This is a genomic window from Leifsonia sp. NCR5 (assembly GCF_002105485.1).
Classification (GTDB): Bacteria; Actinomycetota; Actinomycetes; order Actinomycetales; family Microbacteriaceae; genus Leifsonia.
The window spans coordinates 33,215-47,900 of the sequence record NZ_NCSR01000002.1; the positions used below are offsets into that span (position 1 = coordinate 33,215).

The window sequence follows — 14,686 nt, forward strand, 5'->3', positions numbered from 1 at the left end:
TTGCTCCGTGATTCTGCGCCCCTGACGGCGCTCGATTCGGTGATGACGCCCGCGGGGTGCCGGGGAGTCCGTTCAGTCAGACGAGGATTCCCCTGTCGGTGGGGCGGACGGGGGACGGCAGATGCGTCTCCCCTTCAAGATACCGGTCAACGGCGGCGGCCGCTGCACGACCTTCTGCGATCGCCCACACGATGAGCGACTGTCCGCGCCCAGCATCGCCGGCGACGAACACGCCGGGCTGGCTGGTCTGGTAGTCGGCGTCGCGGGTCACGTTGCCGCGCTCGTCGAACGGGAGGGCGAGCTGCGCATCCAGGTCGTCCTGCTCGGGGCCGGTGAAGCCGAGGGCGAGGAGGACGAGGTCTGCGGGGATCTCGCGCTCGGTGCCGGCCTTCGGCACGCGGCGTCCGTCGAGGTACTCGGTCTCCGCGACGCGGATGGCGCGCACCTCTCCGAACTCGTTGGAGAGGAATTCGACGGTGGATGCGAGGTACTCGCGCTTGCCGCCCTCCTCGTGTGCGGAGGAGACCTCGAACAGCGTCGGCGTCATCGGCCACGGCTGGTGGCCGGGGCGCTCCGACGGCGGCTGCTTGCCGATGGCGAGGTTGGTGACGCTGGCAGCGCCCTGGCGGTGCGCCGTTCCGATGCAGTCCGCTCCGGTGTCCCCACCGCCGAGGACGACGACGTGCTTGCCCTCCGCCGAGATCTGGTCGGCGACCTGGTCGCCGGCGCCCGCCTTGTTCTGCTGGACGAGGTACTCCATCGCGAAGTGCACCCCGCTGAGGTCGCGGCCCGGGATCGGCAGGTCGCGAGGGACCATCGCACCGGTGGCGACCACGACGGAGTCGTAGCGGGCGCGCAGGTCGTCCCAGGTGATGTCGACGCCGATGTTGACGCCGGCGCGGAAGCGGGTGCCCTCCGCCATCATCTGGTTGAGACGCGCCTCGAGGTGCTTCTTCTCCATCTTGAAGTCCGGGATGCCGTAGCGCAGCAGACCGCCGATGCGGTCGTCGCGCTCGTACACGGCGACGGTGTGACCGGCGCGGGTGAGCTGCTGGGCGGCGGCGAGACCGGCAGGGCCGGAACCGACGACGGCGACCGTCTTGCCGGTGAGGCGCTCCGGCGGGTGCGGCTGCACCCAGCCGTTCTGCCAGGCCTGGTCGATGATCGACACCTCGACCTGCTTGATCGTCACCGCGGGCTGGTTGATGCCGAGCACGCACGACGACTCGCACGGAGCCGGGCACAGCCGCCCGGTGAACTCCGGGAAGTTGTTGGTGGCGTGCAGCCGGTCGATGGCCTGACGCCCCTCACCGCGGTACATCAGGTCGTTCCACTCCGGGATGAGGTTCCCGAGCGGGCAGCCCTGGTGGCAGAACGGCACGCCGCAGTCCATGCAGCGACCGGCCTGCCTGCGGAGCTGGGCGGGGTCGCCGGCCTCGTAGACCTCTTTCCAGTCCATCAGTCGCACCGACACGGGCCGGCGCTTGGGAAGCTCGCGCTCCGTAACCTTCAAAAAGCCCTTTGGATCAGCCACCGGTCACCTCCAAGATTCTGTTCCACACGATGTCGCCGTCGGGGTCCAAGCCCTCGTCGACGGCGTCTTGACGCATCTGCAGCACGGCCGCGTAGTCGCGCGGCAGCACCTTGACGAACCGGGCGACGGTCTCGTCGAAGTCCGCCAGCAGCCTCGCGGCCAGGTCCGACTCCGTCTCGGCCACGTGCCGTTCGAGCAGGTCGCGCACGATCTCCACGTCCGCACTGCCGAGCGGCAGCAGTTCCAGTTCCCCGCTGGCGAGCGAATCGCGGTTGACGAGGTCCCTCTGCAGGTCGTAGACGTACGCGGTGCCTCCGGACATGCCTGCACCGAGGTTGCGCCCCGTCGAGCCGAGGATCACGGCGAGTCCACCGGTCATGTACTCGAGCGCGTGGTCGCCGACGCCCTCGACGACCGCCGTCGCCCCGGAGTTGCGGACCAGGAAGCGCTCACCGACGATGCCGCGGATGAACATGCTGCCCTGGGTCGCGCCATAGCCGATCACGTTGCCGGCGATCACGTTCTCCTCCGCGGGGAACACGCTGCCCTTCGGAGGGCGGACGACGATCTGGCCGCCGGAGAGACCCTTGCCGACGTAGTCGTTCGAGTCGCCTTCGAGCCGCAGCGTGATCCCGCTCGGCAGGAACGCGCCGAGCGATTGCCCCGCCGACCCCGTGAGGGTGATCTCGATGGACCCCGTCGGCAGGCCGTTCTCGCCGTGCCGCACGGTCACCTCGTGGCCGAGCATGGTGCCGACAGCGCGCTCGGTGTTCCGGATGGGCAGGTTCAGCTCGATGTGACCGCCCCGGGCGAGCACGTCCGCGCTCTCCTGGATGAGGTGGTTGTCGAAGTGCTTGTCCAGCTCGTGATCCTGCGTCCTCGCGTTCTTGCGCGGGACGTCGGCGGGGAACTCCGGGCCGGTGAGGATCGGCGCGAGGTCGAGTCCCGATGCCTTCCAGTGGTCGATCGCTCCGTCGACGCCGAGCAGCTCGTTGTGGCCGATGGCCTCGTCGAGCGTGCGGAAGCCGAGCTCTGCGAGGTACTCGCGCACCTCCTGCGCGATGAACTCGAAGAAGTTCACCACGAACTCCGGCTTGCCGGAGAACCGGGAGCGCAGCTCCGGGTTCTGGGTGGCGACGCCGACAGGGCAGGTGTCGAGGTGGCAGACGCGCATCATGATGCAGCCGGAGACGACCAGCGGCGCCGTGGCGAAGCCGAACTCCTCCGCGCCGAGCAGGGCGCCGACGATCACGTCGCGTCCCGTCTTCAGCTGCCCGTCGACCTGCACGACCACCCGGTCGCGCATCCCGTTGAGCATCAGCGTCTGCTGCGTCTCCGCCAGGCCGAGCTCCCACGGGGTGCCCGCGTGCTTGAGCGAGTTGACCGGGGATGCGCCCGTTCCGCCGTCGTGGCCGGAGACCAGCACGACGTCGGCCAGGGCCTTCGCGACACCCGCCGCGACAGCGCCGATACCGGACTCGCTGACGAGCTTGACGTGGACACGCGCATCCGGGTTGGCACGCTTCAGGTCGAAGATCAGCTGCTTGAGGTCTTCGATCGAGTAGATGTCGTGGTGCGGGGGCGGCGAGATGAGTCCGACGCCGGCCGTCGCGTGCCTGGTGCGCGCCACCCACGGGTAGACCTTGGTCGGGGGCAGCTGACCGCCCTCGCCCGGCTTGGCGCCCTGGGCGAGCTTGATCTGGATGTCGTCGGCGTGCGTCAGGTACATGCTCGTCACGCCGAACCGGCCGGACGCCACCTGCTTGATCGCGCTGCGGCGCTCGGGGTCGAGGAGACGGTCGAGGTCTTCCCCTCCTTCACCGGTATTCGACTTGCCGCCGAGGCGGTTCATCGCGATGGCGAGCGTCTCGTGGGCCTCGCGCGAGATCGAGCCGTAGCTCATCGCACCGGTCGAGAACCGCTTGACGATCGACTCGACCGACTCCACCTCGTCGAGCGGTACGGCGGGCCGCACGCCGGTGCGCAGCGTGAACATGCCGCGCAGCGTCATCAGGCTCTCCGCCTGGTCGTCGACCAGCTTCGTGTACTCGCGGAAGACGTCGTAGCGACGGGTGCGGGTGGAGTGCTGCAGGCGGAACACCGTCTCCGGGTTGAAGAGGTGCGGGGCGCCGTCACGGCGCCACTGGTACTCGCCGCCCGTCGCCAGCCGCTCGTGCGCGACAATGGCGCTCTCCGCCGGGTACGCGCTCTCGTGCCTGGACAGGTTCTCGGCCGCGATGACTTCGATGCCCACGCCGCCGAGCTTGCTCGTCGTTCCGGTGAAGTACAGGTCGACGAACTCCTGGCTGAGGCCGACGGCCTCGAACGCCTGGGCGCCCGCGTAGGACGAGACGGTCGAGATGCCCATTTTCGACATGATCTTCAGCACGCCCTTGCCGAGCGCCTTGATCACGTTCTTGACGGCCTTCTCCGGCGTCACGCCGGTGATGGCTCCGCTGCGGACGAGCTCCTCGCAGGTCTCCATCGCCAGGTACGGGTTGATCGCGGATGCGCCGTAGCCGATCAGGAGCGCGATGTGGTGCACCTCGCGCACGTCACCGGCCTCGACGATCAGGCCCACCTTCATGCGGTTCTCCGCACGGATCAGGTGGTGGTGCACGGCCGCGAGCATCAGCAGCGACGGGATGGGCGCCAGGTCCTTCGTGGAGTCGCGGTCGCTGAGCACGATGAACTGCGCCCCCGCCGCGATGGCCTCGTCGACCTCGTCGCACATCTCCTTCAGCCGGAGCTGGAGCGCGTCGGGGCCTGCGTCGAACCGGTAGAGGCCCTTGACCGTGGTGGTCAGGCGGCTGCCCGGACGCGGGTCGATGTGCTGGATCTTCGCCAGCTCGTCGTTGTCGATCACCGGGAAGTCGAGCACGACCTGCTTGGCGTGCTCAGGACCGGCGACGAGCAGGTTGCGCTCAGGGCCGAGGCCCAGCTTCAGCGAGGTGACGACCTCCTCGCGGATGGAGTCGAGCGGCGGGTTCGTGACCTGCGCGAACTGCTGCGTGAAGTAGTCGAAGAGCAGGCGCGGGCGGTCGGACAGCACGGCGACCGGGGTGTCGGACCCCATCGCGCCGAGCGGCTCGGCACCCGTCGTCGCCATCGGCTTCAGCAGGATGCGCACCTCCTCCTCCGTGTAGCCGAACGTGCGCTGGCGGCGCGTGATCGACGCGGGGGTGTGCACGATGTGCTCGCGCTCCGGGAGGTCTTTCAGGTTGATGCGTCCGGCATCCAGCCACTCGCCGTACGGCGCGCCGGCTGCCAGGTCGGCCTTGATCTCGTCGTCCTCGATCAGGCGGCCCTGGACGGTGTCGACGAGGAACATCTTCCCCGGACGCAGGCGACCCTTGCGGACGACGCGGCTCGGCTCGATGTCGAGCACGCCGATCTCGCTGGCGAGCACCACGAGGCCGTCGTTGGTCACGACGTACCTGCCCGGGCGCAGGCCGTTGCGGTCGAGGGTCGCGCCGACCAGCGAGCCGTCGGTGAAGACGATCGCCGCCGGGCCGTCCCACGGCTCCATCAGCATCGAGTTGTACTCGTAGAAGTCGCGGCGCGACTTCTCGATCTCGGTCTGGTTCTCCCACGCCTCCGGCACCATCATCATGACGGCGTGCGGGAGCGACCGGCCCGACAGCGACAGCAGCTCGACGACCTCGTCGAACGAGGCGGAGTCGCTGGCGCCCGGCGTGACGATCGGGAGCACGGGAGACAGGTCGCCGAGCAGCTCGCTCTCCAGCTGCGACTGTCGGGCGCGCATCCAGTTGCGGTTGCCCTGCACGGTGTTGATCTCGCCGTTGTGCGCGATCATCCGGAACGGCTGCGCCAGCGGCCAGGACGGGAAGGTGTTCGTGGAGTAGCGCGAGTGCACGAGCGCCAGCTTGGAGGCGAAGCGCTGGTCGGAGAGGTCGGGGTAGAACGGCTCGAGCTGCAGCGTGGTGACCATGCCCTTGTAGACCAGGGTGCGGCTCGACAGCGACGAGAAGTAGATGTCGAGCTCGCGCTCCGCCCGCTTGCGCAGGAAGAACGTCTGCCGGTCGAGCAGGATGCCGCCGACCTGCTCTCCGTCGTCGCCCGTGCGGGCGCTCGACACGTAGAGCTGCTCGATGAACGGCATCGCGTTGCGGGCAAGGGTTCCGATCTCGTCGGCGGCGACGGGGACCTCGCGCCAGCCGAGGACGGTGAGGTCCTGCTCGGCGGCGATGGCCTCGATGGCCGCCTTCGCCTCTGCGCGCTCCGCCTCGTCGACGGGCAGGAACACGTTGCCGACGGCGTAGCGGCCGGCGGAGGGAAGCTCGAAGCCGGCGACGGCGCGCAGGAAGGCGTCCGGCACCTGCGTGATGATGCCCGCGCCGTCACCCGTTCCTGCGTCGGAGCCGACGGCGCCGCGGTGCTCCAGGTTGCGCAGGGCATCCAGGGCGGCGTCGATGATGTCGTGACCGGCCGTTCCGCGGAGCGTCGCGACCATCGCGAGCCCGCAGGCGTCTTTCTCGTGGGCCGGGTCGTACAGACCCTGCTTCACGGGGGTGGTGCTGAATCGGGTGTGGGTGGGCTGAAGCGCCATCAACGACCGTCCTCACTTGTTCGGTGGTGCGGGGGGACGCCATCGGCCCTGGACTGAGGGAGGGGGTTCCGCCGCTCGCGACAGGCTCGGTGCAGCCTTGGGAGACGGTGAGGGTGATGAGGCTCGGGGATGGCCTCGACGAGTGATTACGAGCCGAGTGGGCTTGTGGCCTTGGCTGCGTCCTTTTCGGTGGGCTCCGCGGCGTCGGCGCCGGAAACCTCGTCATCCGAGTAGGTGTCGTCCGAGTCTACCTCAGCATCGGGCCGAACCCATTCACGACCGGGCCGGTACACGCTCGGCTCGAGTCCGGGGTGGCGGCGGCTCTGCACGATGAAGAGCACGATGCCGAGCACGACGGCGGCGAACGCGGCCCACACGTTGGTCGGGATGCCCAGGAAGCTGAACTCGCTCGGGTCGATGCGGATCGACTCCAGGTAGGAGCGACCGAGGCCGTACCAGATGAGGTAGACGGCGAATGCCTTGCCCCAGCGCAGCTGGAACTTGCGCTCCAGCAGGATGATGACGGCGATGCCGATGACGTTCCAGATGATCTCGTAGAGGAACAGCGGCTGGAATAGCGTGTTGTCCGGCAGGCCGACCGGGATGGCCTTGTTGCCCGCGTCGATCTGCAGGCCCCACGGCAGGTTGGTCGGCAGGCCGAACAGCTCCTGGTTGAAGTAGTTGCCGAGACGGCCGAGCGCCTGCGCGAGCAGCATGGCCGGCGCGAGGGCGTCCGCGAACGACCAGAACCGGATGCCGGACCAGCGGCAGCCGATGTACGCGCCGACGGCTCCGCCGATCAGTGCACCGAAGATGGCGTTCCCGCCCTCCCAGATGTACAGCGTCTTGAGCAGGTCGGCGCCGGGGAAGAAGTAGTCGGCCGGGTGGGTGATCACGTGGTAGAAGCGTGCCCCGATGATGCCGAGCGGCACGGCCCAGAGGATGATGTCGAGCACGACGCCCGGCTCTCCCCCGCGCTTCGACAGCCGCCGCGACGTCCACATGGCGGCGACGACGATGCCGATCAGGATGCAGATCGCGTACGTCTGGATGCGCCAGTGCAGCCCGAAGATGTCGATCGGGATCTGCTGCCACTCCGGCCCGGGGCTGGGGATGCTCGCGTACCAGCTGCTCATCGTCGCAAACACCCGATGACTCACCTTTCGTGTTGATCAGACCGCGCGAAGACCACGCGCGGCCACCATAGTCTAATTCTGTTTGGAAGAGCCGCCGCGCCTAGGCGGCGGTGCCCTCTGCGAGGGCTGCCGCGAGGCGGGAGACGCCCGCGACGCCGTCGTCGGCCAGCGCCTTCACGAGCGCAGAGCCCACGATCGCGCCGTCGGCGTACTGGAGCACCTCGGCCACCTGGGCGGCCGTCGAGATGCCGACGCCCACGCAGGTGCTCGTCGCACCGGCGTCGCGCAGGCGCGCCACCAGGGCGCGGGCGGCGGAGTCGACGTCGGCGCGTGCTCCGGTGATGCCCATCGTCGAGACGGCGTAGACGAAGCCGCGGCTCGCCTCAACGGTCTGGCGCAGCCGCGCGTCGGTGGACGACGGGGCGGCGAGGAACACGCGGTCGAGCCCCGTGCGGTCGGAGGCCGCGAGCCAGGCTGCTCCCTCGTCCGGGATGAGGTCGGGCGTGATGAGCCCTGCTCCCCCCGCGGAGAGCAGGTCGTCGGCGAACCGGTCGACGCCGTACTGCAGCACCGGGTTCCAGTAGGTCATCACCAGGACGGGCACATCCACCTGGGCGGTGATCTCGCGCACGGCGGTGAAGCCGTCCCGCAGCCGGAACCCGTTGGAGAGCGCCTGCTGGGTGGCGGCCTGGATGACCGTGCCGTCCATGACGGGGTCGGAGTACGGCAGGCCGAGCTCGATCGCGTCGACGCCGTTCTGCGCGAGCGCGACGGCCGCGTCGATGCTGGTCTTCAGGTCGGGGAACCCGGCGGGAAGGTAGCCGATGAGCGCACCGGATGCGTCGGCGTTGCGCCGGGCGATGACGCTCTCGACGCCGTGCTGCGCGCCCGTCACGACTGCACCGCGTCGGTGTCGATCAGGTCGAAGTACCGTCCTGCGGTCTCCATGTCCTTGTCTCCGCGGCCACTGAGGTTCACCAGGATCACGGCGTCCTTCCCGAGCTCCTGGCCGAGCTTCAGCGCCCCGGCGAGAGCGTGTGAGGATTCGATGGCGGGGATGATGCCCTCCGTGCGGCTGAGCAGGCGCAGCGCATCCATCGCCTCGGCATCCGAGATCGGCAGGTACTGCGCCCGGCCGATGGAGGCGAGCCACGCGTGCTCCGGTCCGACGCCCGGGTAGTCGAGCCCGGCGGAGATCGAGTGCGACTCGATGGTCTGGCCGTCCTCGTCCTGCAGCAGCATGCTGCGCGCGCCGTGCAGGACGCCGGGGCGTCCCTTGGTGATGGTGGCGGCGTGGCGCGGGGTCTCCGCTCCCTCGCCCCCGGCCTCGTAGCCGATCAGGCGCACGTCTTCGTCGTCGAGGAAGGCGTGGAAGATGCCCATCGCATTCGATCCGCCACCGACGCAGGCGACAACGGCATCCGGGAGGGATCCGGTGAGGTCGATGACCTGCTGGCGCGCCTCTTCGCCGATGATCTTCTGCAGGTCGCGGACCATCGCCGGGAACGGGTGGGGGCCCGCGACGGTGCCGAAGATGTAGTTGGTGTTCTCGACGTTGGTGACCCAGTCGCGCATGGCGTCGTTGATCGCGTCCTTGAGGGTGCGCGATCCCGTCTTGACGGCGACGACCTCCGCGCCGAGCAGGCGCATCCTGGCCACGTTGAGCGCCTGGCGCTCGGTGTCGACCTCGCCCATGTAGATGGTGCACTCGAGCCCGAACAGCGCTGCAGCCGTCGCGGTGGCGACGCCGTGCTGCCCGGCGCCGGTCTCCGCGATCACGCGCGTCTTGCCGATGCGCTTCGTGAGGATGGCCTGGCCGAGCACGTTGTTGATCTTGTGCGAGCCCGTGTGGTTGAGGTCTTCGCGCTTCAGGATGATGCGTGCCCCACCGGCGTGCTCCGCGAACCGCGGCACCTCGGTGACGATCGACGGACGCCCGGTGTACGAGCGGTTCAGCTCGTCGAGCTCGGCGTGGAACGCCGGGTCGGCCTTCGCGGCCTCCCAGGCCGCCGACAGCTCGTCGAGGGCTGCGACGAGGGATTCGGGGACGAAACGCCCTCCGAAGTCGCCGAAGTACGGGCCGGTTTCGGAACGCAGGGACATCAGGCCACCAGGAATTCTTCGAGCGTCGCGACGGGGTCGCTCGTGACGAGAGCCTCGCCGACGAGGACGACGTCTGCGCCGGCCGCCCGATAGTGCGCGACGTCGTCCGCCGACTTCACGGCGGACTCCGCGACGCGGATGACACCGGACGGGATGCGGTCGGCCAGCCGGCCGAACAGGTCCTTGTCCAGTTCGAACGTTGAGAGGTTGCGGGCGTTGACGCCCACGAGACCTGCGCCCGTGTCGAGCGCACGGCTGAGCTCGTCCGCCGTGTGCGCCTCGACGAGCGAGGTCATGCCGAGCGAGGTGATCAGCTCGTGCAGCTCGACGAGCTTCCGCTGGTCGAGCGCAGCGACGATGAGCAGCACGAGGTCGGCTCCGGCCGCACGCGCCTCGAACACCTGGTACGGGTCGGAGACGAACTCCTTGCGCAGCACGGGGATGGAGACGGCGTCGCGCACGGCCTCCAGATCGGCGAGCGATCCCTTGAACCTGCGCTCCTCGGTGAGGACGCTGATCGCGCTCGCTCCCCCGGTCTCGTACGAGACGGCGAGGGCCGCCGGATCCGGGATGTCGGCGAGCGAGCCGCGGGACGGGCTCGCGCGCTTCACCTCGGCGATGATCTTGACGCGGTCGGCAGGGGCGAGGTGGCTCAGCGCATCCAGAGCGGGAGCACGGTCGGCCGCCTCGGCCTCGACAACGGACAGCGGGCGCTCTGCCCGGCGCCGCTCGGCGTCTTCACGGGCGCCGGCGACGAGGTCGTCCAGCACGCGTCAGTGGCCCTTCGGCTGGTACTTCGTGCCGTCGACGCCGTATCCGGCCTTCTTCATGGCCCAGCCGACGATGAGACCGACGATCGCGAGTCCAGCGGCCGACCAGACGACGATCGGCGCCTCGAAGAAGAACGCGACGGCGCCGATGGCGAAGGCCACCAGCATGATGATGACGGCCGTCCACGCCGCCGGCGAGTGACCGTGGCCTGGCTCGACTGACTCGGTGCTCATGGGACTCCTGCTTCGTGAGGTGCGCGGCGCTCAGCGTCGCGCACGATGGATCGGGGTGGTGCTGTTCAAGTCTAGCGGTGGGTCAGCGGGTGGGGTCTTCGCCACGGCTGAGGTCGTCCCAGCTGTCGATGGCGGTGTCCTTGTCGATGGCCGCTGCACCGGATGGGGTCTCTCCGTCCGCGGCGGCACGCGCCTCCGCGTCGTCGGAGACGGTCGCCGCAGCTTCGGCGTCCTCGACCTCCGCGTCGTGGTCGAGGAGGAGCGTCGTGCCGTCCTCGTCCTCGAAGCGCGTCTGGTACTTGCGCGACGAGCCGGGCCAGAGCCGGTTCGTGACGACGACGGCCGCGCTGGCGAGCACCAGCACCACCCCGCCCGCCACGGCGACACCCGGCCAGAACTCGGCGGCGACCGTGTCGACCAGGCGCGCGATCGACGCGGACCCCGCGACGCCTGTGGCCATGGTGATCGTCGCCGTCGAGGCGCGGAGCGCGTCTGCCAGGGCGCTGATCGAGGAGATGAGCACCGAGGCGCCGAGCAGCAGCCCGAGCAGCGCGAGGACGATGCGGAACGCCGGCCCGGCGATGGCCAGGGCGGCCGCGAGGGCCAGCCCGGCGAGCGAGAGCGCGGTGAGCGCCGGCGCGGCCGCTGAGCCGGGCACCGCGAGCGTCGCGGTGTGCTCCGCGACGTCGGTGAGGTGCACCGTGAACCAGGTCTGCGTGGATGCGAGCAGGGCGAGGCCGCTGCCGACCACCAGCGCCAGCAGCGTCAGGTACTTGGCCCTGCGGGAGACGGGACGCTCGACGGCGGGCTCAGACTGCTCGCTCACCGGTCACCCGCCTCATCGCGTTCGCCACGGCGACCGCGCGCAGCGGAGCAGCCGCCTTGTTCTGCGACTCCTCGAACTCGCTCTGCGGCACGGAGTCCGCCACCAGGCCGCCTCCGGCCTGCACGCGGGCGACGCCGTCCATGATGGTCGCCGTGCGGATGGCGATGGCGAGATCGGCGTCCCCGGAGAACCCGAAGTAGCCGATCACGCCGCCGTACACACCGCGCTGCGCCGGTTCCAGCTCGTCGATGATCTCCAGCGCCCTCGGCTTCGGGGCGCCGGAGAGGGTGCCGGCCGGGAAGGTGGCGCGGAACACATCCACCGCCGTCTTGTCCGGCAGCACGTCGCCCTCGACGCTCGACACGATGTGCATGATGTGGCTGAACCGCTCGACGCGCATGAACTCCGTCACCTCGACGGAACCGGCCGCACAGACCTTGAGCAAGTCGTTGCGGGCCAGGTCGACCAGCATCAGGTGCTCGGCGCGCTCCTTGTCGTCGGCCAGCAGCGAGGTCTCCAGGTCGAGGTCCTCCTCTGGCGATGCGCCGCGCGGGCGGGACCCGGCGATGGGATGCGTGAACGCGCGCCCGTCCTGCACCTTCACCAGCGCCTCCGGGGACGACCCGACGATGGAGTACTCCCCGCCGTCCGGCCGTTCGAGCGCCAGGAGGTACATGTACGGGCTCGGGTTGAGCGAGCGCAGCACGCGGTAGACGTCGAGCGGCGCGGCCTCGCAGTCCAGCTCGAAGCGCTGCGAGATGACCACCTGGAAGATGTCGCCGTCGACGATCCGCTCTTTCGCGGTCACCACGGCGGCCAGGAAGTCGTCCTTCGCCGTGCGCGACACCGGATGCGCGGGCGTGCCCAGGTCGACCTGGGCGAGCCACGCCTCCGACGGCTGGGCGAGACCGGCCTGCATCGCGTCGAGCCGCTGCTGGGCGGCCTCCCACATCGTGTCCGCGTCGTCGACGCCGTCGTTGAGGACGGTGGCGATCAGCTGCACGGTGCCGTACCGGTGGTCGATCGCGACCAGGTCGGAGCAGAACGCGAGGGCCTGACCGGGCATGTCGTAGTCCGCGGGCGGCTGGTGCGGCAGCCGCTCGATCTGGCGGATCGCTTCCCAGCCGATGAAGCCGACCAGTCCCCCGGTCAGCGGGGGCAGGCCGGGGATGCGCGGCGTCTGCCACCGCGCGTACAGCGCGGCGAGGGCTTCCAGCGGCGGCAGGTCGGCGGTGGAGCCGATGGCCCGCTCCGCCGGGATCCCGTAGTCGAGCCAGCGCACCGCATCCCCCTGCTGGGTGAGCACGCCGAACGACGAGACGCCGACGAACGAGAACCGCGACCAGATGCCGCCCTGCTCCGCCGATTCGAGCAGGAAGGTGCCCGGGCGTCCGTCCGCGAGCTTGCGGTAGATGCCGACGGGGGTCTCTCCGTCCGCGAACAGCTCGCGCACGACCGGGACGACCCTGTGGTCGTCGAGCAGCCGCGCGAACGCGTCGCGGGTGGTGGAGCTGGTGACGGTGTCGATCACGAATCCTCCGTGGGGCTCGCCTCGACGTGGCCGACCACGGGTGTGAGCTGGTCGGCGTCGAAGCAGGTGCGGGTTCCAGTGTGGCAGGCGGCGCCGATCTGCTCGACGGTCACCAGCAGGGTGTCTCCGTCGCAGTCGAGCGCAGCGCCCTTGACGTACTGTGCGTGCCCGGACGTGTCCCCCTTGCGCCAGTACTCCTGGCGGGAGCGCGACCAGAAGGTGACGCGCCCCTCGGTGAGCGTGCGGCTGAGCGCCTCCGCGTCCATCCAGCCCATCATCAGGACCTCTTTGGTGTCCCACTGCTGGATGATCGCCGGGACCAGGCCGTCGCCGTTGAAGGCGACGCGCTCGATGATGGCGGGGTCTGCTGCGGTCATGCCCTGATCTCCAACCCGGCGCGGACGAGTTCGTCCTTCACATCGCCGATCGTCATCTCACCGGAGTGGAACACGCTCGCGGCGAGTACCGCATCCGCCCCCGCCTCGATGGCTGGAACGAAGTCTGCGACCTTTCCCGCGCCGCCGGAGGCGATGACGGGAACACTGCTGATGCCGCGCATCAACCGGATGAGTTCGGTGTCGAAGCCCTCCTTGGTGCCGTCGGCGTCGATCGAGTTGACCAGCAGCTCGCCGGCCCCCAGCCCGATCGCGCGCTCGGCCCACTCCAGGGCGTCGAGGTCGGTCTCCGTCCGGCCGCCGTGCGTGGTGACCACGAATCCGGATGCGGTCGCCGCCGACCGCTTGACGTCGAGCGAGAGCACGAGCACCTGCGCGCCGAACCGGTCGGCGATCTCGGCCACCAGCTCGGGCCGGGCGATGGCGGCGGAGTTCACGCCCACCTTGTCCGCCCCGCTGGCGAGCAGGCGGGAGACGTCCTCCGGGCTGCGCACGCCGCCGCCGACGGTGAGCGGGATGAAGACCTGCTCGGCCGTCGCGCGCACCACGTCGTAGGTGGTCGAACGGTTGTCGACCGTCGCCGTGACGTCGAGGAAGGTCAGCTCGTCCGCCCCCTGCTCGTAGTACCGGCGCGCGAGCGCGACAGGATCGCCCGCGTCACGCAGGTTCTGGAAGTTGACGCCCTTGACGACGCGGCCGTCTGCCACATCGAGGCACGGGATGACCCGGACGGCGACGGACATCAGATCCGCGCAGCGTGGATCGACGTGACGAGGATGGCACGCGCTCCCAGCTCGTAGAGCGCATCCATGATGTGGTTGACCTGGTCGCGCTTGATCATCACGCGCACGGCCAGCCAGTCCGGCTCCCCGAGCGGGGACACGGTCGGCGACTCGACGCCGGGCGTGAGGGCGACCGCCCTGTCGAGCAGCACGGCGGGCAGGTTGTAGTCGATGAGCACGTACTGGCGGGCGACCATGACGCCCTGCAGCCTGCGCAGCAGCGTGTCGACGCCGGCCGCGGGCGACGCGGAGGAGATCAGCACGGCCTCCGACTCGAGGATGACCGGGCCGAAGATCTCCAGGCCCTGCTTGCGCAGCGTCGTGCCGGTCTCGACCACGTCGGCCACCGCGTCAGCGACGCCGAGACGCACGGCGGACTCCACGGCGCCGTCGAGCTTGATGAGGGTGGAGGCGATCCCGTTCTCGGCGAGGAACGCCCCGACGAGTCCCGGATAGCTGGTGGCGACGCGCTTGCCGTCGAGGTCGGCCAGCGCGGAGAACGAGCCGGTGGGGCCCGCGAACCGGAAGGTGGACGCTGCGAAGTCGAGCGAGGCGATCTCGCCGGCCGTGGAGCCCGAGTCGAGCAGCAGGTCACGGCCGGTGATGCCGACGTCGAGCGCGCCGGAGCCGACGTACGTCGCGATGTCGCGCGGGCGCAGGTAGAAGAACTCGACGTCGTTGCGGGCGTCGGTGACGATCAGCTCTTTGGGGTCGCGGCGGCCGACGTATCCGGCCTCGTGCAGCATCTGCGCCGCGGTCTCGGAGAGGGAGCCTTTGTTGGGAACGGCGATCTTCAGCATGGGTG

Annotated in this window: 12 protein-coding genes; all 12 read right to left on the minus strand. The window is 69.7% G+C overall.

Annotation, left to right across the window (positions count from 1 at the left end; genetic code table 11):
• Positions 1-76 precede the first annotated feature (76 nt).
• Positions 77-1,534: a glutamate synthase subunit beta gene (locus B7438_RS02175; protein ID WP_085367708.1), complete on the minus strand. Its 1,458-nt coding sequence runs from the start codon at positions 1,532-1,534 to the stop codon at positions 77-79.
• A complete protein-coding gene (gltB, locus tag B7438_RS02180) occupies positions 1,527-6,104 on the minus strand; it encodes a glutamate synthase large subunit (protein ID WP_085367709.1) in 4,578 nt (1,525 codons plus the stop codon). The genes B7438_RS02175 and gltB overlap by 8 nt, the downstream gene beginning before the upstream one ends.
• Before the next feature lie 146 nt (positions 6,105-6,250).
• Complete coding sequence (gene lgt / locus B7438_RS02185) at positions 6,251-7,240, minus strand: prolipoprotein diacylglyceryl transferase (RefSeq protein ID WP_085367710.1); 990 nt, start codon at positions 7,238-7,240, stop codon at positions 6,251-6,253.
• Positions 7,241-7,340: 100 nt separating this feature from the next.
• On the minus strand, positions 7,341-8,135 hold the full coding sequence (gene trpA / locus B7438_RS02190) for a tryptophan synthase subunit alpha (RefSeq protein WP_085367711.1): 795 nt from the start codon (positions 8,133-8,135) through the stop codon (positions 7,341-7,343).
• Entirely contained in the window at positions 8,132-9,343 is a 1,212-nt protein-coding gene (gene trpB, locus B7438_RS02195) for a tryptophan synthase subunit beta (RefSeq protein ID WP_085367712.1), read from the minus strand. The genes trpA and trpB overlap by 4 nt, the downstream gene beginning before the upstream one ends.
• Positions 9,343-10,113 carry an indole-3-glycerol phosphate synthase TrpC gene (trpC, locus tag B7438_RS02200; RefSeq protein ID WP_085367713.1) on the minus strand — a complete coding sequence of 257 codons (771 nt, stop codon included), beginning with the start codon at positions 10,111-10,113 and terminating at the stop codon, positions 9,343-9,345. Before trpC ends, trpB begins: the two co-directional genes overlap by 1 nt.
• Positions 10,114-10,116: 3 nt before the next feature.
• Complete coding sequence (locus tag B7438_RS02205; RefSeq protein ID WP_085367714.1) at positions 10,117-10,347, minus strand: DUF6704 family protein; 231 nt, start codon at positions 10,345-10,347, stop codon at positions 10,117-10,119.
• Positions 10,348-10,429: 82 nt separating this feature from the next.
• Entirely contained in the window at positions 10,430-11,173 is a 744-nt protein-coding gene (locus tag B7438_RS02210) for a Trp biosynthesis-associated membrane protein (protein WP_085367715.1), read from the minus strand.
• Complete coding sequence (locus B7438_RS02215; protein WP_085367716.1) at positions 11,157-12,704, minus strand: anthranilate synthase component I; 1,548 nt, start codon at positions 12,702-12,704, stop codon at positions 11,157-11,159. Before B7438_RS02215 ends, B7438_RS02210 begins: the two co-directional genes overlap by 17 nt.
• Positions 12,701-13,081: a phosphoribosyl-AMP cyclohydrolase gene (gene hisI / locus B7438_RS02220; RefSeq protein ID WP_085367717.1), complete on the minus strand. Its 381-nt coding sequence runs from the start codon at positions 13,079-13,081 to the stop codon at positions 12,701-12,703. The genes B7438_RS02215 and hisI overlap by 4 nt, the downstream gene beginning before the upstream one ends.
• Complete coding sequence (gene hisF / locus B7438_RS02225; RefSeq protein WP_085367718.1) at positions 13,078-13,842, minus strand: imidazole glycerol phosphate synthase subunit HisF; 765 nt, start codon at positions 13,840-13,842, stop codon at positions 13,078-13,080. Before hisF ends, hisI begins: the two co-directional genes overlap by 4 nt.
• The gene (hisG, locus tag B7438_RS02230) at positions 13,842-14,681 is read right to left on the minus strand and encodes an ATP phosphoribosyltransferase (protein ID WP_085367719.1); all 840 of its coding nucleotides are present in this window, start codon (positions 14,679-14,681) and stop codon (positions 13,842-13,844) included. The genes hisF and hisG overlap by 1 nt, the downstream gene beginning before the upstream one ends.
• Positions 14,682-14,686 lie beyond the last annotated feature (5 nt).

Excerpts from the sequence above, each read along its gene's own strand:
- gltB (WP_085367709.1), bottom strand. The coding sequence starts at position 6,104 with ATGGCGCTTCAGCCCACCCACACCCGATTCAGCACCACCCCCGTGAAG.
- lgt (WP_085367710.1), bottom strand. The coding sequence starts at position 7,240 with ATGAGCAGCTGGTACGCGAGCATCCCCAGCCCCGGGCCGGAGTGGCAG.
- trpB (WP_085367712.1), bottom strand. The coding sequence starts at position 9,343 with ATGTCCCTGCGTTCCGAAACCGGCCCGTACTTCGGCGACTTCGGAGGG.
- B7438_RS02205 (WP_085367714.1), bottom strand. The coding sequence starts at position 10,347 with ATGAGCACCGAGTCAGTCGAGCCAGGCCACGGTCACTCGCCGGCGGCG.
- hisI (WP_085367717.1), bottom strand. The coding sequence starts at position 13,081 with ATGACCGCAGCAGACCCCGCCATCATCGAGCGCGTCGCCTTCAACGGC.
- hisF (WP_085367718.1), bottom strand. The coding sequence starts at position 13,842 with ATGTCCGTCGCCGTCCGGGTCATCCCGTGCCTCGATGTGGCAGACGGC.
- hisG (WP_085367719.1), bottom strand. The coding sequence starts at position 14,681 with ATGCTGAAGATCGCCGTTCCCAACAAAGGCTCCCTCTCCGAGACCGCG.